We start from the raw sequence: 16,237 nt of genomic DNA on the forward strand, positions 1-16,237 counted from the left end.
GCGCTTGTGACGTCACCGTAACACGGGCATCATGCCGGAAATTACCGTTGGGCGAAGTTTACCAGTTCGTTCAATATTTCTCATGACGTTCATTTCATTTGATGGGGATGCGACGCCGGATTCATCGGTGAGCGCAAGGCCATTGCCGGAATGCCAGCGGGGTAATGTTCTTGAAAACGACCAACTCTAGCGCCAGGCAAGCAGGTGGCACCTTGTTTATCGTCGCGACACCGATTGGCAACCTCGGCGATATTACCCACCGCGCTACCGAAGTGATTGGCAGTGTTGATTTTGTTGCGGCCGAGGATACCCGGCACTCCCGCAAGTTGCTTCAGGTGCTCGGTATTCAGAAGCCGCTCGTTGCCCTGCATGATCATAATGAAAGAGAAAAGGCCGGGGCGCTGCTTGATCGTATTGAAGCTGGCGAATCTGTTGCGCTCGTTTCTGATGCGGGAACGCCGCTGATTTCGGATCCCGGTTATGTGCTGGTAAAAGAAGCACGGGCGCGGGGAATTACGGTTTCTCCGATTCCTGGGCCGAGTGCGGTAATCGCGGCGCTTAGTGCGGCGGGATTGGCGACCGACAGGTTTACGTTTGAAGGGTTTCTGCCAGCCAAGCGAAAGGGGCGCAACGACCGCCTGACGGCATTGATCAAAGAAGAGCGCACGCTCGTTTTCTATGAGGCGCCTCACCGGATTGTTGAAACGGCACAGGCCATTGCCGAAATGTTTGGCGCGGACCGTGAAGTGGCGCTGGCCCGGGAGCTGACCAAAACATTTGAAACGTTCTATACCGGTCGCGTTGCCGATGTTTGCGAGCAGCTTGCAGGGGATGAACATGCCGAGCGCGGCGAGTATGTGGTCATGGTAGCCGGAGCGCAGCCGGAAGGCGGTGTTCAGGCGCCCGTTATTGATACCGATCGCCTTTTGAAAACCCTGCTCGCAGAGCTGCCTGTAAAGGTTGCCGCAAAAATGGCATCAGAGCTGACGGGGGAGTCAAAGAACGATCTCTACCAGCGTGCGTTGTCGCTCAAGTAAAGCCATCGTGGCGTTTCTGCTTGCGCTGGCCTCGCGCGGGGCGTATCTTCTCGACCGAGCTCGCCGGACAGTCGCCGCCAGTTTACTGGGGGAGGAAAGTCCGGGCTCCATAGGGCAAGGTGCCAGGTAACCCCTGGGCGGCGTGAGCCGATGGAAAGTGCAGCAGAAAGGAAACCGCCTACGTGCCTTCGGGCGCCGGTAAGGTTGAAAAGGTGCGGTAAGAGCGCACCGCGTGACTGGCAACAGTTCACGGCGATGGTAAACCCCACCTGGAGCAAGACCAAATAGGAGTCCTACGGTGTGGCCCGCACTGGACTCGGGTAGGTTGCTTGAGATCTGTGGTGACGCAGATCCTAGATGAATGACTGTCCTCGACAGAACCCGGCTTATAGGCGAGCTCTTTTTTCTTTTCCCGAATTCCCCGAACACCTCCTTCTGTGTGAACTCTGTTGCCGAAATAACGGGTTCGATATAGCGAAAAAATCTTACTCTTCAAGTTTGTTCTTCTAATAGTTCTTCAGTTGTTTGATTTTGCAGCCTTTCTTCTCTCCATAATCCCATATTTTATTATTTTGCACTTCTAACTTGTTGTCCTTAAAAGAACTTTTCCATGTGGGCCGCCTATGGCGGCGCTTGCATTGTATTTTGCGTGTTTCTATAGTGTGCAGGAGTGGGAAAAAGTGGATAGAAGTGGTTTTTTGTGGTTTTCGGAGGGGGAGAGTGGGAGAATTGGCCATCTCGTCCCAACTAATCAAGCAATCGCGCTGTAATGCAGCGAAGTGCCAGCGGCAAATATGAGCAACTTTCTGGGCAGTCACGCCCTCAACATGGATGCAAAAGGACGCATAGCGATCCCGGCCCGCGTACGCGAGGATCTGGCTGCAGCTTGTGGCGGCCGCATTGTGTTGACTGCGAATGCCGATGAGGAGCGCTGCCTGTTGCTTTACCCCGAGCCGCAATGGGAAGAAATTCGCCCACAAATTGAAGCGCTTCCCAACATGAATAAGGTGGCGCGCCGGCTGCAGCGAAAGGTGCTGGGTCATGCGACGCCGCTGGAGCTGGATAGCGCTGGTCGCATTCTGGTTCCGCCAACGCTGCGCAGCTATGCCCGGCTGGAGAAGAAATTGATGCTGATCGGGCAAGGCAAAAAGCTGGAGTTGTGGAGCGAAGAGCGCTGGTTCACTTGGCTCGATGAGTCGGACGACGACGCTGATATGCCTGTTGAAATGGAGTCTCTGTCGCTATGACCGCCACCAGCAATGCAGACCCGTCTCACCAGTCGGTTCTGCTCGAAGCGGCGGTGGATGCAGTGGTGACGGACGTAAATGGCCGGTATGTCGATTGTACCTTCGGCCGCGGTGGTCACAGCCGTCAGTTGCTGGGCCGGTTGGGTTCTGAAGGCCGTCTGTTCGGGATAGATAAAGATCCTGAAGCAATCTCGGCAGGTAAGGCGCTGTCAGAACAGGATGCCCGTTTTCATGTTTGTCATGGCTCGTTCGCTCAGATCGATCAGTTTGCTGCTGAGTCTGGATGGGATGGTTTGACTGGTGTGCTGATGGATTTAGGGGTGTCGTCGCCGCAACTGGATGATGCCGAGCGCGGGTTCAGCTTCATGCGCAACGGCCCTTTGGATATGCGCATGGATCCAACGCGTCCGCCGAGTGCGGCTGACTGGTTGAATTCGGCGCGCGAAGAGGACATCGCCAACGTCATTTTCCGCTACGGCGAAGAAAAGTTCTCGCGCCGTATTGCCCGGGCCATCGTCACCCGTCGTGAAGAAGAGCCGTTGGCGACTACTCGGGATTTGGCCAGTCTGGTCAGCGAGGCCGTGCCAAGAAAGGAAAAGCACAAGCATCCGGCGACCCGCACGTTCCAGGCTGTGCGCGTGTTTATCAACAGGGAGCTGGACGATCTCGAGATCGGACTAAAGGCGGCAGTCGATTTGCTGGCGCCAGGCGGTCGGTTGGTCGTGATCAGTTTTCATTCGCTTGAAGATCGCATTGTTAAACGGTTTATGCGTGACCTGGCGCGTGGGCCCCAGTTGCCCAAAGGTTTGCCGGTTACAGCGGATCAGATGGAGTCGGGCTATCGCCTGATTGGCAAGGCTATCAAGGCCGAGTCAGATGAAGTTTCAGATAACGTCCGTGCACGCAGCGCTGTGATGCGCATTCTCGAGCGTCGGGCGGCTTAAGGAGAAGGGTAATGTCGGCAGTCACAATTGAACGTCCGGTACAAACACGCACCAAGCTGCGTCCGGCGACGGTAAAGGCAGGCATGGCCACGGCGATGCGGTTGTCCCACCGCATTTTTGCGGGGCTGTGGCAGCGGCAAGTGTTGATTTCTGCAGGGCTGGCCTCTGTGCTGATGTTGTCGTCTGTGGGTGTGGTGTATAGCGCCCATGAAAACCGGGTTCTTTTTAATGATTTGGCAACCCTTCAGGATCAGCGCGATGGCTATCACCGGGAATGGAGTCAGTTGCTGTTGGAGCAAAGTGCGCTGAGTTCTCATAGTCGGGTTGAGAACCGCGCTGCGGAAAGTTTGGGAATGGTTGTGCCGGGTCGGCATGACATCGTATTGGTTCCGGCGACACCGTGAGTCGCCTGTTGCATGCAACGTCTGTCAGGTTGGGGTGAGCTGTGTCTCAGGATGAACCAGCACAGAATATTCAGCAGAAATTAAAGGCGCTGATTGCGGGTTGGCGGCATGCCACCGTGCTCGGCGTTTTTTTGCTGGTGACTGTTGCTTTGGCCTGGCGGCTGGTTGATCTCCACGTCGTGGATCAGGATTTTCTTCGCAAGCAAGGCGAGGCGCGGACGACGCGTGTAGAAGCCATTGAAGCCCATCGCGGAATGATCACGGATCGTAATGGAGAGCCGCTGGCGGTCAGTACACCAGTGGAAACCATCTGGGCGAATCCGGGCGAAGCAAACCCGGGTGATGAGCGTATTGCCACCCTGGCCCGGTTGCTCGAAATCAATGAAAGCAAGCTGCGTTCGCGTCTGAAGCGTTATTCAGGGCGCGAATTTATCTATGTACGGCGTAAAGTGCAGCCGGACCTGGCGCGTCAGGTCAAGGCGCTGGGTATTCCCGGAATCTACAGCCGCCGTGAATATCGTCGTTACTATCCGGCGGGCGAAGTCACTGCACATGTTGTGGGCTTCACCAATATCGACGAGCACGGTCAGGAAGGCATTGAGTTGGCCTATAACGACTGGATGAGTGGCGAGCCGGGCGCAAAGCGTGTGCTTAAGGATCGTCGTGGTCACGTGATCAAGGATCTGAGTCTGATCAAGGATGCACGGCCCGGGCGGGATATCGAGCTCAGCCTGGATTTGCGGCTTCAGTACCTGGCTTATCGGGAGTTGAAAGCAGTTGTGCAGGCGCACAACGCGAGGGGCGGCACCCTTGTCATGCTGGATGTGAACACCGGCGAAGTGTTGGCAATGGTGAACCAGAACTCATACAACCCGAACGATCGCAGTCAGCTGGATCCCCGAAATTTAAGGAACAAGGCCATAACGGATCTGTTTGAGCCCGGCTCTACGGTGAAGCCCATTACGGCAGCCTTGGCTCTTGAGTCAGGCAAGTTCACCGAACAGACCCGGATCGATACCAGTCCGGGATTTTTGCGTTTTGGGCGATTTACTATCCGCGACACCAGCAATCATCACGTGCTGGATCTGAAGGGCATCATTGCCAAGTCGAGTAACGTCGGGATGAGCAAGGTTGCGGCTGAGCTGGGCGGAGATGCGATTCGGGATACTTTTTTCCGCTTTGGTCTGGGGCAGGCTACGGGTATTGGCTTCCCGGGTGAGGCGCTAGGCGTGCTGCCATCACCACCGCGTTGGCGGCCAGTGGAAGTTGCTGCGCTTTCCTATGGCTACGGTTTGAGCGTCAACGCGCTGCAATTGGCGCAGGCCTACATGGTGATCGCAAACGGTGGAATACGGTATCCCGTCAGCCTGATCAAGAAAGATCAGCCACCCGTTGGTGAACGTGTGATTTCGGAAAAAGTGTCGAGCGAAGTGCGCCAGATGTTGAAGGCCGTCATAGAAGAGGGCACCGGCAAGCGCGCCAAGATTGGTATTTATGAAGCGGGCGGCAAAACCGGGACCGTCCATCTGGTGGGCGCCGGTGGATACGAAGACAGCGAATACAAGGCGCTGTTTGCGGGATTGGCTCCCGTCGATAACCCGCGCATCGTAAGCGTTGTTGCAATAGATGCACCGCAAGGCGGGGAGTACTACGGGGGTGAAGTCGCGGCACCTGTGTTTTCGCGGGTCATGGGAGATGCGTTGCGATTGCTGAACGTGCGACCTGATCTGGATAGCGATGCCGATGTGGCCGACAAGACCCCGGCCAAATCCGAAGGGAGGGGCTGACATATGAGCGTTTCCTCTCTTGGCGTATTACTGGCCGGTATCGTGGATGTGCCGTCAGTGTTTGATGTCACGATTCACGGACTTACGGCTGACAGCCGGGAGGTTGAGTCCGGTGATGCATTTGTCGCCCTGAGCGGGCTTCATTCCCTGTCCGGTCGCTATGTTGCGGATGCTATCGAAGCCGGTGCAGTGGCGGTATTGCTGGAGACTGACGGTGATTCCGGCTGCTCAGAGCAGTCCGGAACCCTGATAGTGAAAGTGCCGTATTTGCGCCGACTGCTGGGTGTAATTGCTGATCGGTTTTACTTGTCGCCATCGCGCGATATGGACGTTATTGGCGTGACCGGCACCAACGGCAAGACTTCGGTGACACATTACCTCAGCCAATTGCTTTCATTCGCCGGCCACCGCTGTGGTGTTATCGGCACGCTGGGGTATGGCCTGGGTGCGGTGATGGATACGGCTACCCATACCACGCCGGACGTGGTCAGGATCAACAAGGCGTTGCAGGGCATTCGGGCTGAAGGTGGTCGAGCCGTGGCAATGGAAGTCTCTTCCCACGCTCTTGATCAGGGTCGGGTGGATGATCTGAGAATTCGCGGTGCGATTTTTACTAATCTGACGCGGGACCATCTGGACTACCACGGCAGTATGGATGCATACGGCGAATCGAAAGCGCTGCTATTCAAGCGTGAAGGTGTCGAGTTCGCTGTCATGAATTTTGACGACCCGTTCGGGCGCCAGTTGTGTACGCAGCTGGCGGGCGAGTGCGATCTGATTCGATACAGCCTGCATGAGCCTCAGACTGAGCTGTGGCTGACTCGCCTGGAATCGCACGCGGACGGCTTTGATGCCTGGTTCGACGGCAAGTGGGGGCAAATCAATTTGTCTGCGCCCTTACTGGGCAGTTTTAACGTCAGCAATCTGATGGCGGCGGTCGCAACCGCTCTACAGCTAGGCATTTCGATAGACGATGTGCAGCGCGCGGCGGCCAGGTTATTGCCACCTCCGGGGCGGCTTGAATCTTTCGCCAGCGCATCCGGTATTCGGGTTGTGGTTGATTATGCTCATACGCCGGACGCGCTGCAGAACGCGCTGAAAGCCCTGAAGCCACACGTTGAAGGCAAGCTGTTCTGCCTGTTCGGCTGCGGCGGCGATCGGGATACCGGAAAGAGATCGGAAATGGCGGCTGAAGCTGAAAAACTCGCTGACCACGTTATCGTGACAGACGACAATCCGCGCACGGAAGATCCTGCGTTGATTGTGTCGCAGATCATGAAAGGCTTTGTCCGGCCAGAGGCGGTCGAAGTCATCCATGACCGGGAAGCGGCAATTCGCCAGGCCGTATTCGAAGCCCAGCCCGGAGATGTGGTGCTGGTAGCAGGCAAAGGCCACGAAACCTATCAGGAAGTGAATGGCACGCGCACTGACTTCAGTGATGCGGGTGTCGTGCGTCAGGCGTTGGTCGACAGGGAGAGCGAGCGATGATGCAGTCTTTCACTCTGCAGGATGCGGCCCAAATGACGGGGGCGGCGCTGGACGCCTCGGTGAGTCCTGATGAGCGCTATACCGGTGTTTCAACTGATACCCGGGCAATTGAACCGGGCGATCTGTTTGTTGCCTTGCGTGGTGATCGGTTCGACGGCCACCAGTATGTCCAGCAAGCCCTAGATGCGGGCGCAGTTGCGGTTGTTGTGGACAAGCGCCAAAACGCCGTGACCGGGCCACAGTTGGTCGTTGGGGATACCGTGGATGCACTGGGTCGCCTGGCACTCGGCAACCGCCTTATCAGCAAGGTGCGTTGCGTTGCTGTAACGGGTAGTAGCGGTAAAACCACGGTGAAGGAAATGCTGGCAGCCATCTTGCGCCAGCAGGGTAATACGCTGGCGACTGGAGGCAATCTCAACAATCACATTGGGGTACCCCTGACCCTGTTTCGTTTGGCGCCTGAAAATCAGTACGCCGTGATTGAGCTGGGTGCGAGTGGCGTGGGTGAAATTGCGCATACCGTGAGTCTGGCTCGACCCGATGTGGGGATTATCACCAATGCCGGGGAGGCCCACCTCGAGGGCTTCGGCAGCTACGACAATATCGTCATTGCCAAGGGCGAAATTATCGACGGCGTCGCGGCAGATGGCGCAGTTGTATTGAACGCGGATGACCCCGCTTGTTCTGTCTGGACCAAACGCGCGGGTTCCCGGCGGGTTGTGACGGTGAGCGGAGACCCGAGCCGGAACGCTGATTATCACTATCGTAATATTCGGGCATCAGGCGGCATTACAGAATTTGATCTTATTGGAAGGGACGGCTGGCAACTGGTCGTTAAGCTCAACCTTCCAGGGGCCCACAACTGCCTGAATGCCTCACTTGCGATTGCCGCTACCCGGCATTTCGGTATCGCGGATCAAGGGATTCAGAAGGGGCTGGCTGCATTACAACCCGTTAAAGGTCGGCTCCAGCAGATTGCGTTAAAGTCCGGCGTCACCGTGATTGATGACAGCTACAACGCCAATCCGACATCGATGAAAGCGGCGTTGCAATTGCTCGCTGAATCAATGGGAACCCGCGTCGCGGTGCTCGGCCACATGGGCGAGCTCGGTGCTGGCGAGGATCAGTTGCATGAAGAAGTTGGCGAATTCGCTGCGTCGCTGGGCATTGATTACCTGCTGACCGTTGGTAACGGAACAGCGTTCTATCTCAAGGGATACGGGTCTCAGGGGCTTCATTTTGAGAGTCACGAGCAGGCAGCCGAATGGCTGTTGGCAAGCGGCATGGCCCCCATGACAATTCTAACCAAGGGTTCTCGCAGTTCTGCCATGGAAAACGTGGTCAGAGTGCTTCTTGAAAAGGTGAATAACTGATGTTGCTCTGGCTGACAGACCTGCTCTCACAGTATTTCGGTGAGCTGACGGTGTTCCGGTACCTCACGTTGCGAGGCATCCTGGGCATCCTGACAGCACTTCTGATATCGCTGCTGATCGGCCCCTACATGATTCGCAAATTAGGCGAGCGCCAGATCGGGCAGGCGGTGCGTGATGATGGCCCGCAGACGCATTTGAGCAAGGCCGGTACGCCGACTATGGGCGGCGCGCTGATTTTGGTGGCTATTACAGTCAGCACCCTGCTATGGGCCGATCTGACCAACCGCTATGTCTGGATCACACTGCTGGTCACTTTGCTGTTCGGTGCGATTGGTTGGGTTGATGACTACCGCAAGGTGGTCGAGCGCAATCCGCGAGGCCTGCCGGCGCGCTGGAAGTACTTCTGGCAGTCCGTTATCGGCGCCGGAGCAGCGATTGCCTTGTTTTACTCATCGTCATTGCCGCAGGAAACGTCACTTTACCTGCCGTTTTTCAAAAGCGTCAGTCTGGTGATGGGGCCGGTGATATTCATTCTGCTGACCTACTTCGTCATTGTCGGCAGCAGCAATGCAGTCAACCTGACCGATGGGCTGGACGGGCTGGCGATTATGCCCACTGTCATGGTCGCGGCCGCGCTGGGTATTTTTTGTTATCTGTCGGGTCACGCCCAGTTTGCCAGCTACCTGTTGATTCCCCACTTGCCGGGAAGTGGGGAGCTGATCGTGTTCTGTGGCGCACTGGTCGGCGCGGGGTTGGGGTTCCTCTGGTTCAACACCTATCCCGCGCAGGTTTTCATGGGCGATGTGGGTGCATTGGCACTTGGCGCGGCACTCGGTGTGGTTGCGGTTATCGTACGGCAGGAAATCGTGCTCTTCATCATGGGCGGCGTGTTCGTGATGGAGACCGTCTCCGTGATTCTGCAGGTGGCGTCGTTCCGGCTGACCGGGCGCCGTATTTTCCGGATGGCGCCTTTGCACCACCACTTTGAATTGAAAGGCTGGCCAGAGCCGCGCGTCATTGTGCGTTTCTGGGTAGTGACCGTTGTGCTGGTCCTGGTTGGGCTGGCTACGTTGAAAATCAGATAAGGCAGCACGAGAACTATGAGTCTGATTGTTTCTGATCGTCGCACATTGGTAGTAGGGCTCGGTATCACCGGGCTCTCCTGCGTGCGTTACCTGCTTGGGCAGGGGCGTTCAGTTGCTGTGGCTGATTCGCGGGAAAATCCTCCCGGTCTCGATGCTGTGCGAACAGAATTTCCTGACGTGGCGGTGCATTGCGGTGAATTTGATGCCGACCTGTTTGCGGGATTTAACGAGCTAGTGGTCAGCCCGGGCATTAGTGTCAAGACACCGGCGATTGCTGCTGCCAGAGAAAAGGGCGCAGCAATCAGGGGCGATATCGACCTGTTCAGCGATGCGGCGAAAGCGCCGATTGTTGCGATCACCGGCTCAAACGGAAAGACCACGGTCACGACGCTCGTGGGCGAGATGGCCAAAACCGCCGGAGTCAAGGTTGCTGTGGGCGGCAATATTGGAACGCCGGCACTGGATCTTCTGGCGGATGACGTGGCGCTTTACGTGCTGGAGCTTTCCAGTTTCCAGCTCGAGACCACCGCGCGCCTGAATGCCAAAGCGGCGACCATCCTCAATGTGACCGACGATCATATGGATCGGTATGCATCCAAAATGGCGTATTTCCAGGCCAAGCAGAATATTTTCAACGGCTGCGAAATTGCGGTTGTCAATCTGGACGACGCCCTGAGCCAGCCGATGGCCCGGGATAATATGGCCTTCATCGGTTACGGGGTGCACCGCATCAACCCGGAAACTTACAGCCTTCGGGAAGATGAGGGTGACAAGTGGATCACTCATGGTTTCGAGAACCTGATTCGGGCAAACGAGCTCGGTCTGATGGGTACTCATAACCTGATGAATATCATGGCAGCGCTCGCTCTGGGCGAGGCTGTCGGGCTTCCGATGGATACCATGTTGACGGTTGCGCGGCAGTTTAAAGGGCTGCCGCACCGGTGCCAGTTTGTTCGTCGGTTGCGTGATGTCGACTACATCAATGACTCGAAGGGCACCAATGTGGGCGCCACGGTCGCGGCTATCGACAGTCTGAAACCCGCTGGAGGACAGTTGGTGCTGATTGCTGGCGGTGACGGTAAAGGCGCTGATTTTGCGCCACTGCGACCCGCTGTTAAGGATACGTGTCGTCAGGTTCTGGTGCTCGGGAAGGATGCCGATCAGTTGAAGGCGGCTCTGGGTGATGCGGCGCCAGTGACGGTTGTTACCGATCTTGATGAAGCGGTTAATTTGGCCGCTCAGATCGCCGAGAGCGGCGATCGGGTTCTGCTATCGCCGGCTTGCTCGAGTCTGGACATGTTCCGTAATTATGAAGCACGGGGCGAGCACTTCATGGCGCTGGTCGGAGGGCTGTCATGAACGCGCAATCCATCATGCTTTCCGCTGCTTCCCGGCGCAGTGCTCTGCAGCCTCTGCCGTTACTGATCTTCTGTGCGGTGAGCTTGCTGTTGATCGGTGTGGTGATGATTGGCTCAGCGTCAATGGACACTGCAGCCCAGAATATGGATAACGCTTTCTATTACATCAGTCGCCAGTTCCTTTATGCCTTGATGGGTGTGGGGTTGGCGCTGATGGTTGCCAATGTGCCCTTGAGTTGGTGGGAGCGCAGTGGCTGGTTGCTGCTGGGTATTGGCCTGTTGGTGCTGGCGCTGGTGCTGACGCCGCTAGGGCGGAGTGTGAATGGTTCAACACGCTGGATTCCGTTGGGGCTTTTCAATGTTCAGGTTTCCGAAGTTGCCAAGATTTGTCTGATTGCTTATCTGGCGGGCTACGTGGTGCGCCGTCGCGATGAGTTGGTGAACACCTGGATGGGCTTCCTCAAGCCAGTGCTGGTGCTGGGGTTTGCCTCGGTGTTGCTGGTTACAGAGCCTGACTTTGGCGCGACAGTGGTTTTGATGACGGCAGCGTTAGGCATGATTTTCCTTAGCGGAGTTCGCTTGAGCAGGTTCCTGCCGCTAATTGCAGCCTGTGTTGCAACCGGCGCTGCCTTGATTGTGTTTCAGCCTTACCGCCTCAAGCGGGTGGTGTCCTATCTGGATCCCTGGCAGGACCAATTTGATACCGGCTACCAGTTGACGCAGTCCCTGATCGCGTTTGGTCGCGGCGAGTGGGCAGGCGTTGGTCTGGGTAACTCGATTCAGAAGCTGTTCTATCTGCCTGAAGCCCACACCGATTTTATCTTCGCCATTATCGCCGAAGAGTTCGGTTTGATGGGTTCGCTGGCGGTGCTGGCTCTGTTTACAGCGCTGGTTTGGGTTGGCTTTGTGATTGCACGCCGCGCTGAGCAGGCTGATATGCCATTTGCCGCCTGCTTTGGCTACGGACTGACATTGCTGTTGGGCTTGCAGGCCACCATCAACATTGCAGTGAATACCGGATTGTTGCCGACCAAGGGGCTGACCCTGCCGTTGGTCAGTTACGGCGGTAGTAGTTTGCTTGCGAGCTGCGTCTGCATCGGTGTGCTGGCACGAATTGAAATGGAACGGCTCGATCGGGTTGAGCAGTCTGCCGAGAAGAAGAGATCGTCGAAGGGAGGTGCGCGTTATGAAGACTAAGCGCTTCCTGATTATGGCGGGTGGTACCGGCGGGCACGTGTTCCCGGCCTTGGCAACCGCGCGGTTGTTGCAACAAAAAGGTCACAATGTTGAGTGGCTGGGTTCAGTCGGTGGCATGGAACAGCGATTGATTGGGGATACCAATATTCCTATGTCTTTGATCGCGGTTTCCGGCCTGCGAGGTAAGGGGCGGCTGGCCCTTCTGATGGCGCCGTTCCGACTGGTTCGCGCGCTGGTGCAAGCGCTCGGCATTATGCGTCGCGTGAAACCGGACTGCGTGATTGGCATGGGTGGCTTCGTGACGGGCCCCGGCGGGGTGGCTGCGTGGTTAACCCGAACGCCGTTGCTGGTACATGAGCAAAACGCGATTGCCGGAATGACGAACCGGATTCTGGCTCGGTTTGCGAAGACCGTCATGGAGGCTTTCCCGGGAAGTTTTGGCAAGCAGATGGTCACCCGCTGCACCGGCAACCCGGTACGTCAGGATCTGGCAAGCCTGCCTGAGCCGGCGGAGCGCCTGGGTGGTCGAAGCGAATCCCTGCGGTTGTTGGTATTGGGGGGCAGCCTGGGAGCCCAGGCCATCAATACGACATTGCCGCAGGCGCTGGCGCTTATGCCTGAAGAGTCTCGGCCAACGGTGCGTCACCAGTGCGGCACGAGAAATCTGGAAGATGCCCGGCGCAGCTATCAGGACGCTGGTGTTGAGGTGAGTCTGGAGCCCTTTATAGAAGATATGGCCGAAGCCTATGGCTGGGCTGATGCCGTGCTGTGTCGTGCAGGTGCGCTTACGATTGCTGAGCTTTGCGCGGTTGGCCTGGGTGCCATTCTGGTCCCGTTCCCGCATGCGGTTGACGATCACCAGACACAGAACGGGCAACAAATGGTGCGTGCAGGCGCGGCGATACTTATTCCACAGAATCAATTAAATGCAGATGTGTTGGCGGAAACGTTAGCCACCTTGACCGGCGACCGCAATCGGGTGATTGCGCTGGCTCAGGCGGCCCGATCTCTGGCCCGCGCAGATGCTACGGAGCGTGTAGTGAATTACTGTCTGGAGGCCGCCCATGGCTGAGTTGAACAATCCGCCGCTGGTCTATCAGGTCCCGGAAATGCGCCGTATCCGTCGCATCCACTTTGTGGGTATTGGTGGGGCCGGTATGTGTGGTATTGCCGAAGTTCTCCATAACCAGGGCTACGACGTGTCCGGCTCGGATCTTAAAGCGGGCGCTGTGACAGATCGGCTTGCCGGCCTGGGAATCCAGATTGCGATCGGCCATCGCGCCGAAAATAGTGCAGATGCCGACGTTGTCGTGGTGTCCACTGCGGTGACTAACGACAACCCTGAGGTGAAAGCGGCTCGGGATCGTCGGGTGCCTATCGTCCCGCGTGCGGAAATGCTGGCGGAAATCATGCGCTACCGCCACGGTATTGCGGTTGCGGGCACCCATGGCAAGACCACGACAACCAGTCTAATTGCATCTGTTCTGGGCGAAGCCGGGCTGGATCCGACCTTCGTGATTGGCGGCAGGCTTAACAGTGCCGGCACCAATGCCCAGTTGGGCGGGTCCCGTTACCTTGTCGCAGAAGCCGATGAAAGCGATGCGTCGTTCCTGCACCTGACGCCGGTGATTTCGGTGGTGACGAATATCGAAGCCGATCATATGCAGACCTACGGCGGCGATATTGAGCGCCTGAAGCAAACCTTTGTCGACTTTCTGCATAACCTGCCGTTTTACGGTGTGGCGGTGATGTGCAGTGATGATGAGTACGTGCGTGAAATTACCCCGCGTATTGCGCGCGCCATTATTACTTATGGTATCGACGATCCCGACGCAGATTACCGCGCGGTTGATATCCGCTCGGATGTGCTGAGAACACATTTTACTGTTAAGCGCCCAGGCGGACGTCCCGATCTGACCGTCGATTTGCGTATGCCGGGCCGCCATAACGTATTGAATGCGCTGGCGGCTATCGCCGTGGCAACCGATGAAGGAGTCGATGACGACGCAATCGTCAGCGGGTTGGCAACATTCGCAGGCGTTGGCCGTCGCTTTCAGGTTTACGGTGATTACGATACTGGCAAGGGCACGGTCACGCTGGTTGATGATTACGGCCACCACCCCACGGAAGTTGCTGCGGTTATTCGTGCTGCCCGCGAGGCCTGGCCTGATCGTCGGCTGGTGATGTTGTATCAGCCCCATCGCTACAGCCGAACGCGCGATCTTTACGAAGATTTCGTCAAGGTACTGTCCGACGTGGATGCCCTGTTGCTGATGGAAGTTTACTCCGCCGGGGAAGCCCCCATTCCCGGGGCAGATGGTCGCAATCTGTGCCGCAGCATTCGCCAGCGCGGCAACATCGATCCGATTTTTGTCGAGAAGGACGGCGAAGTGGACCCTTTGCTGGCGACGACATTGCGTGATGGCGATGTGCTGTTTACCCAGGGTGCAGGCGATGTTGGTGGTCTTGCAGCAAGGCTGGCGGCTGCAGGTCTGAAAGTAGGAGGTGCCAAGTGATGCAGACAGATTACCGGGCAGCACCTGAAAAGGTAAAAGCATTGGGTCGCGTTGCCGTACTGATGGGCGGCGACTCTGCCGAGCGCGCTGTCTCCCTGAAAAGCGGTGCTGCAGTGCTTAACGCTTTGATCGCAGCGGGTGTCGATGCGGTGGGCCTTGATGTGCAGGGCAGCTTGCTGACTGTGCTTGACCAGGGTGATTTTGATCGTGCGTTTATCGCGTTGCATGGTCGTGGCGGTGAGGATGGAACGGTTCAGGCCATTCTGTCGGAAGCCGGCATCCCCTACACCGGCAGCGATATCCTGGCGTCAGCACTGGCGATGGACAAGCTGCGCACCAAATTGGTGTTTGAAGGTTGCGGTCTGCCAACCCCGAAATTCTGCACCATGTCGTCGGTTGAGGATGCCGGGCATATTCTGTCGACCCTGAATTACCCGCTGAGTGTGAAGCCCTCGCGGGAAGGCTCCAGTATCGGTATCCGGAAAGTGACCAGTGAAACCGAGCTGGTTGATGCCTATACGACGGCTAGCGAACACGACCCGCTGGTTTTGGTTGAGGAGTGGATCGACGGGCCGGAATTTACCGTCGCCATACTTCAAGGGCAGGCGCTACCGGCGATTGGTCTGAGCACAGATCACGTGTTCTACGACTACGACGCCAAATATCTCAGCAACGACACCCAATACAGGGTGCCTTGCGGTCTGGCGCCTGAAGATGAAGTGCGTCTGCAGCAGCTGTCGGTTGACGCCTTCCGTGCTGTTGGCGGCAAAACCTGGGGCCGGGTCGACATCATGCAGGATGCAAAAGGTAACTTCTGGCTGCTGGAAGTGAATACCGTTCCGGGCATGACCGACCATAGCCTGGTGCCGATGGCAGCCAAGGCGGCCGGTTTCAGCTTCGAGGAGCTGGTCGTCCGGATACTGGACGATACGTTGGAGGCAGCGGGAAATGATTGATCTCATTCACGCGCGAGGACGCCAGCCACAGGAACCACCACGTCGTCGTGGTGCTTCCTCGATGGAGCCCGAAGGCCGGACATTCAATATGTTCCAGCTGTTGCGGAACTGGTTTGGTCCTTTGCCGTGGATGCAGTGGGGATTGGGTGTATTGGTACTGGTTGTCGCGGGGCTGGTGCCTTGGGGGACCGGACAGGTATTGAACGCGCTTGATCGCCAGATTGCTGACATTGAAATTAAAGGCGATCTCAAAGGGCTGGATCGTGATCGGCTGATGGGCGATGTCCATAGCCTGATTGGTCGCAGCTTTTTTGCAACGGATTTGGAAGACGTCAAGCAACTGGTTGAGAAAGAGCCCTGGGTTGAGTCGGCAGCTGTACGCCGCGTCTGGCCTGATCGACTGGCTATCGAAGTGCGGGAAGAGCGGCCTCTGGCTTATTGGAACAAGGCACAGATCATCGGTCGCTCCGGCCATGTCTTTCAGCCTGAAAATCCTCAGGCGGCCGGAGCTCTGCCGCGCTTGTCCGGTCCTGAAGACCGGGTAGAAGAGGTGGTTTCGGTGGCTCGCAAGATGGCAACCGACCTGCAGGAAATCGGCGTTGGATTTGCCGGGCTTCGACTCGAAAAACGGGGTGCGTGGACCCTGCAGATGACCAACGGTATTGAGGTTGCGCTGGGGCGCGATCAGGTTGAGAAGCGTTTTGATCGCTTCGTCACAGTTTATCAGCGCCGTCTGGCCTCGCGCGCTGCAGAAGTTGAACGAATTGATGCGCGCTACACCAATGGTGTGGCAGTGCAATGGAAGACGCTTGAGAAAGCGCCTGAGAAAAATTCATAGACCATTC

At 57.0% G+C, this 16,237-nt stretch carries 14 protein-coding genes and 1 other RNA gene; all 15 read left to right on the plus strand.

Translation table 11 applies throughout. The annotated features are described in order from the left end of the window. Positions 1–164: 164 nt before the first annotated feature. Positions 165–1,037: a 16S rRNA (cytidine(1402)-2'-O)-methyltransferase gene (gene rsmI, locus ACUN9X_RS13910; protein WP_445473488.1), complete on the plus strand. Its 873-nt coding sequence runs from the start codon at positions 165–167 to the stop codon at positions 1,035–1,037. 55 nt (positions 1,038–1,092) lie between these two features. Further along, positions 1,093–1,442: RNase P RNA component class A (rnpB, locus tag ACUN9X_RS13915), an RNA gene on the plus strand. 389 nt (positions 1,443–1,831) lie between these two features. Further along, positions 1,832–2,284, plus strand: coding sequence for a division/cell wall cluster transcriptional repressor MraZ (gene mraZ, locus ACUN9X_RS13920; protein WP_260034200.1), 453 nt, complete (start codon positions 1,832–1,834; stop codon positions 2,282–2,284). Beyond that, positions 2,281–3,228 (plus strand): 16S rRNA (cytosine(1402)-N(4))-methyltransferase RsmH, encoded by a 948-nt coding sequence (rsmH, locus tag ACUN9X_RS13925; protein ID WP_260034201.1) that lies wholly within the window; start codon positions 2,281–2,283, stop codon positions 3,226–3,228. The genes mraZ and rsmH overlap by 4 nt, the downstream gene beginning before the upstream one ends. Positions 3,229–3,239: 11 nt before the next feature. Further along, positions 3,240–3,632 carry a cell division protein FtsL gene (gene ftsL / locus ACUN9X_RS13930; RefSeq protein ID WP_260034202.1) on the plus strand — a complete coding sequence of 131 codons (393 nt, stop codon included), beginning with the start codon at positions 3,240–3,242 and terminating at the stop codon, positions 3,630–3,632. A 41-nt stretch (positions 3,633–3,673) separates the two neighbouring features. Continuing rightward, positions 3,674–5,419, plus strand: a complete 1,746-nt coding sequence (locus ACUN9X_RS13935; RefSeq protein ID WP_260034203.1) for a peptidoglycan D,D-transpeptidase FtsI family protein — start codon at positions 3,674–3,676, stop codon at positions 5,417–5,419. Positions 5,420–5,422: 3 nt separating this feature from the next. Continuing rightward, positions 5,423–6,907 carry a UDP-N-acetylmuramoyl-L-alanyl-D-glutamate--2,6-diaminopimelate ligase gene (locus ACUN9X_RS13940; RefSeq protein WP_445473489.1) on the plus strand — a complete coding sequence of 495 codons (1,485 nt, stop codon included), beginning with the start codon at positions 5,423–5,425 and terminating at the stop codon, positions 6,905–6,907. Next, positions 6,904–8,280, plus strand: coding sequence for a UDP-N-acetylmuramoyl-tripeptide--D-alanyl-D-alanine ligase (locus tag ACUN9X_RS13945; RefSeq protein WP_445473490.1), 1,377 nt, complete (start codon positions 6,904–6,906; stop codon positions 8,278–8,280). Before ACUN9X_RS13940 ends, ACUN9X_RS13945 begins: the two co-directional genes overlap by 4 nt. Then, the gene (mraY, locus tag ACUN9X_RS13950) at positions 8,280–9,365 is read left to right on the plus strand and encodes a phospho-N-acetylmuramoyl-pentapeptide-transferase (protein ID WP_260034206.1); all 1,086 of its coding nucleotides are present in this window, start codon (positions 8,280–8,282) and stop codon (positions 9,363–9,365) included. Before ACUN9X_RS13945 ends, mraY begins: the two co-directional genes overlap by 1 nt. Before the next feature lie 15 nt (positions 9,366–9,380). After that, the gene (gene murD, locus ACUN9X_RS13955; RefSeq protein WP_445473491.1) at positions 9,381–10,724 is read left to right on the plus strand and encodes a UDP-N-acetylmuramoyl-L-alanine--D-glutamate ligase; all 1,344 of its coding nucleotides are present in this window, start codon (positions 9,381–9,383) and stop codon (positions 10,722–10,724) included. Next, a complete protein-coding gene (ftsW, locus tag ACUN9X_RS13960) occupies positions 10,721–11,920 on the plus strand; it encodes a putative lipid II flippase FtsW (protein ID WP_445473492.1) in 1,200 nt (399 codons plus the stop codon). The genes murD and ftsW overlap by 4 nt, the downstream gene beginning before the upstream one ends. Further along, the gene (murG, locus tag ACUN9X_RS13965) at positions 11,910–12,992 is read left to right on the plus strand and encodes an undecaprenyldiphospho-muramoylpentapeptide beta-N-acetylglucosaminyltransferase (RefSeq protein WP_445473493.1); all 1,083 of its coding nucleotides are present in this window, start codon (positions 11,910–11,912) and stop codon (positions 12,990–12,992) included. The genes ftsW and murG overlap by 11 nt, the downstream gene beginning before the upstream one ends. Further along, positions 12,985–14,436, plus strand: a complete 1,452-nt coding sequence (murC, locus tag ACUN9X_RS13970) for a UDP-N-acetylmuramate--L-alanine ligase (protein ID WP_260034210.1) — start codon at positions 12,985–12,987, stop codon at positions 14,434–14,436. The genes murG and murC overlap by 8 nt, the downstream gene beginning before the upstream one ends. Then, the gene (locus ACUN9X_RS13975) at positions 14,436–15,392 is read left to right on the plus strand and encodes a D-alanine--D-alanine ligase (protein WP_445473724.1); all 957 of its coding nucleotides are present in this window, start codon (positions 14,436–14,438) and stop codon (positions 15,390–15,392) included. The genes murC and ACUN9X_RS13975 overlap by 1 nt, the downstream gene beginning before the upstream one ends. Then, positions 15,385–16,230 carry a cell division protein FtsQ/DivIB gene (locus tag ACUN9X_RS13980; protein ID WP_260034211.1) on the plus strand — a complete coding sequence of 282 codons (846 nt, stop codon included), beginning with the start codon at positions 15,385–15,387 and terminating at the stop codon, positions 16,228–16,230. The genes ACUN9X_RS13975 and ACUN9X_RS13980 overlap by 8 nt, the downstream gene beginning before the upstream one ends. Positions 16,231–16,237 lie beyond the last annotated feature (7 nt).

This window comes from Marinobacter sp. V032, from assembly GCF_052645435.1.

Excerpts from the sequence above, each read along its gene's own strand:
- rsmI (WP_445473488.1), top strand. The coding sequence starts at position 165 with ATGTTCTTGAAAACGACCAACTCTAGCGCCAGGCAAGCAGGTGGCACC.
- mraZ (WP_260034200.1), top strand. The coding sequence starts at position 1,832 with ATGAGCAACTTTCTGGGCAGTCACGCCCTCAACATGGATGCAAAAGGA.
- rsmH (WP_260034201.1), top strand. The coding sequence starts at position 2,281 with ATGACCGCCACCAGCAATGCAGACCCGTCTCACCAGTCGGTTCTGCTC.
- ftsL (WP_260034202.1), top strand. The coding sequence starts at position 3,240 with ATGTCGGCAGTCACAATTGAACGTCCGGTACAAACACGCACCAAGCTG.
- ACUN9X_RS13940 (WP_445473489.1), top strand. The coding sequence starts at position 5,423 with ATGAGCGTTTCCTCTCTTGGCGTATTACTGGCCGGTATCGTGGATGTG.
- ACUN9X_RS13945 (WP_445473490.1), top strand. The coding sequence starts at position 6,904 with ATGATGCAGTCTTTCACTCTGCAGGATGCGGCCCAAATGACGGGGGCG.
- mraY (WP_260034206.1), top strand. The coding sequence starts at position 8,280 with ATGTTGCTCTGGCTGACAGACCTGCTCTCACAGTATTTCGGTGAGCTG.
- murD (WP_445473491.1), top strand. The coding sequence starts at position 9,381 with ATGAGTCTGATTGTTTCTGATCGTCGCACATTGGTAGTAGGGCTCGGT.
- ftsW (WP_445473492.1), top strand. The coding sequence starts at position 10,721 with ATGAACGCGCAATCCATCATGCTTTCCGCTGCTTCCCGGCGCAGTGCT.
- murG (WP_445473493.1), top strand. The coding sequence starts at position 11,910 with ATGAAGACTAAGCGCTTCCTGATTATGGCGGGTGGTACCGGCGGGCAC.
- murC (WP_260034210.1), top strand. The coding sequence starts at position 12,985 with ATGGCTGAGTTGAACAATCCGCCGCTGGTCTATCAGGTCCCGGAAATG.
- ACUN9X_RS13975 (WP_445473724.1), top strand. The coding sequence starts at position 14,436 with ATGCAGACAGATTACCGGGCAGCACCTGAAAAGGTAAAAGCATTGGGT.
- ACUN9X_RS13980 (WP_260034211.1), top strand. The coding sequence starts at position 15,385 with ATGATTGATCTCATTCACGCGCGAGGACGCCAGCCACAGGAACCACCA.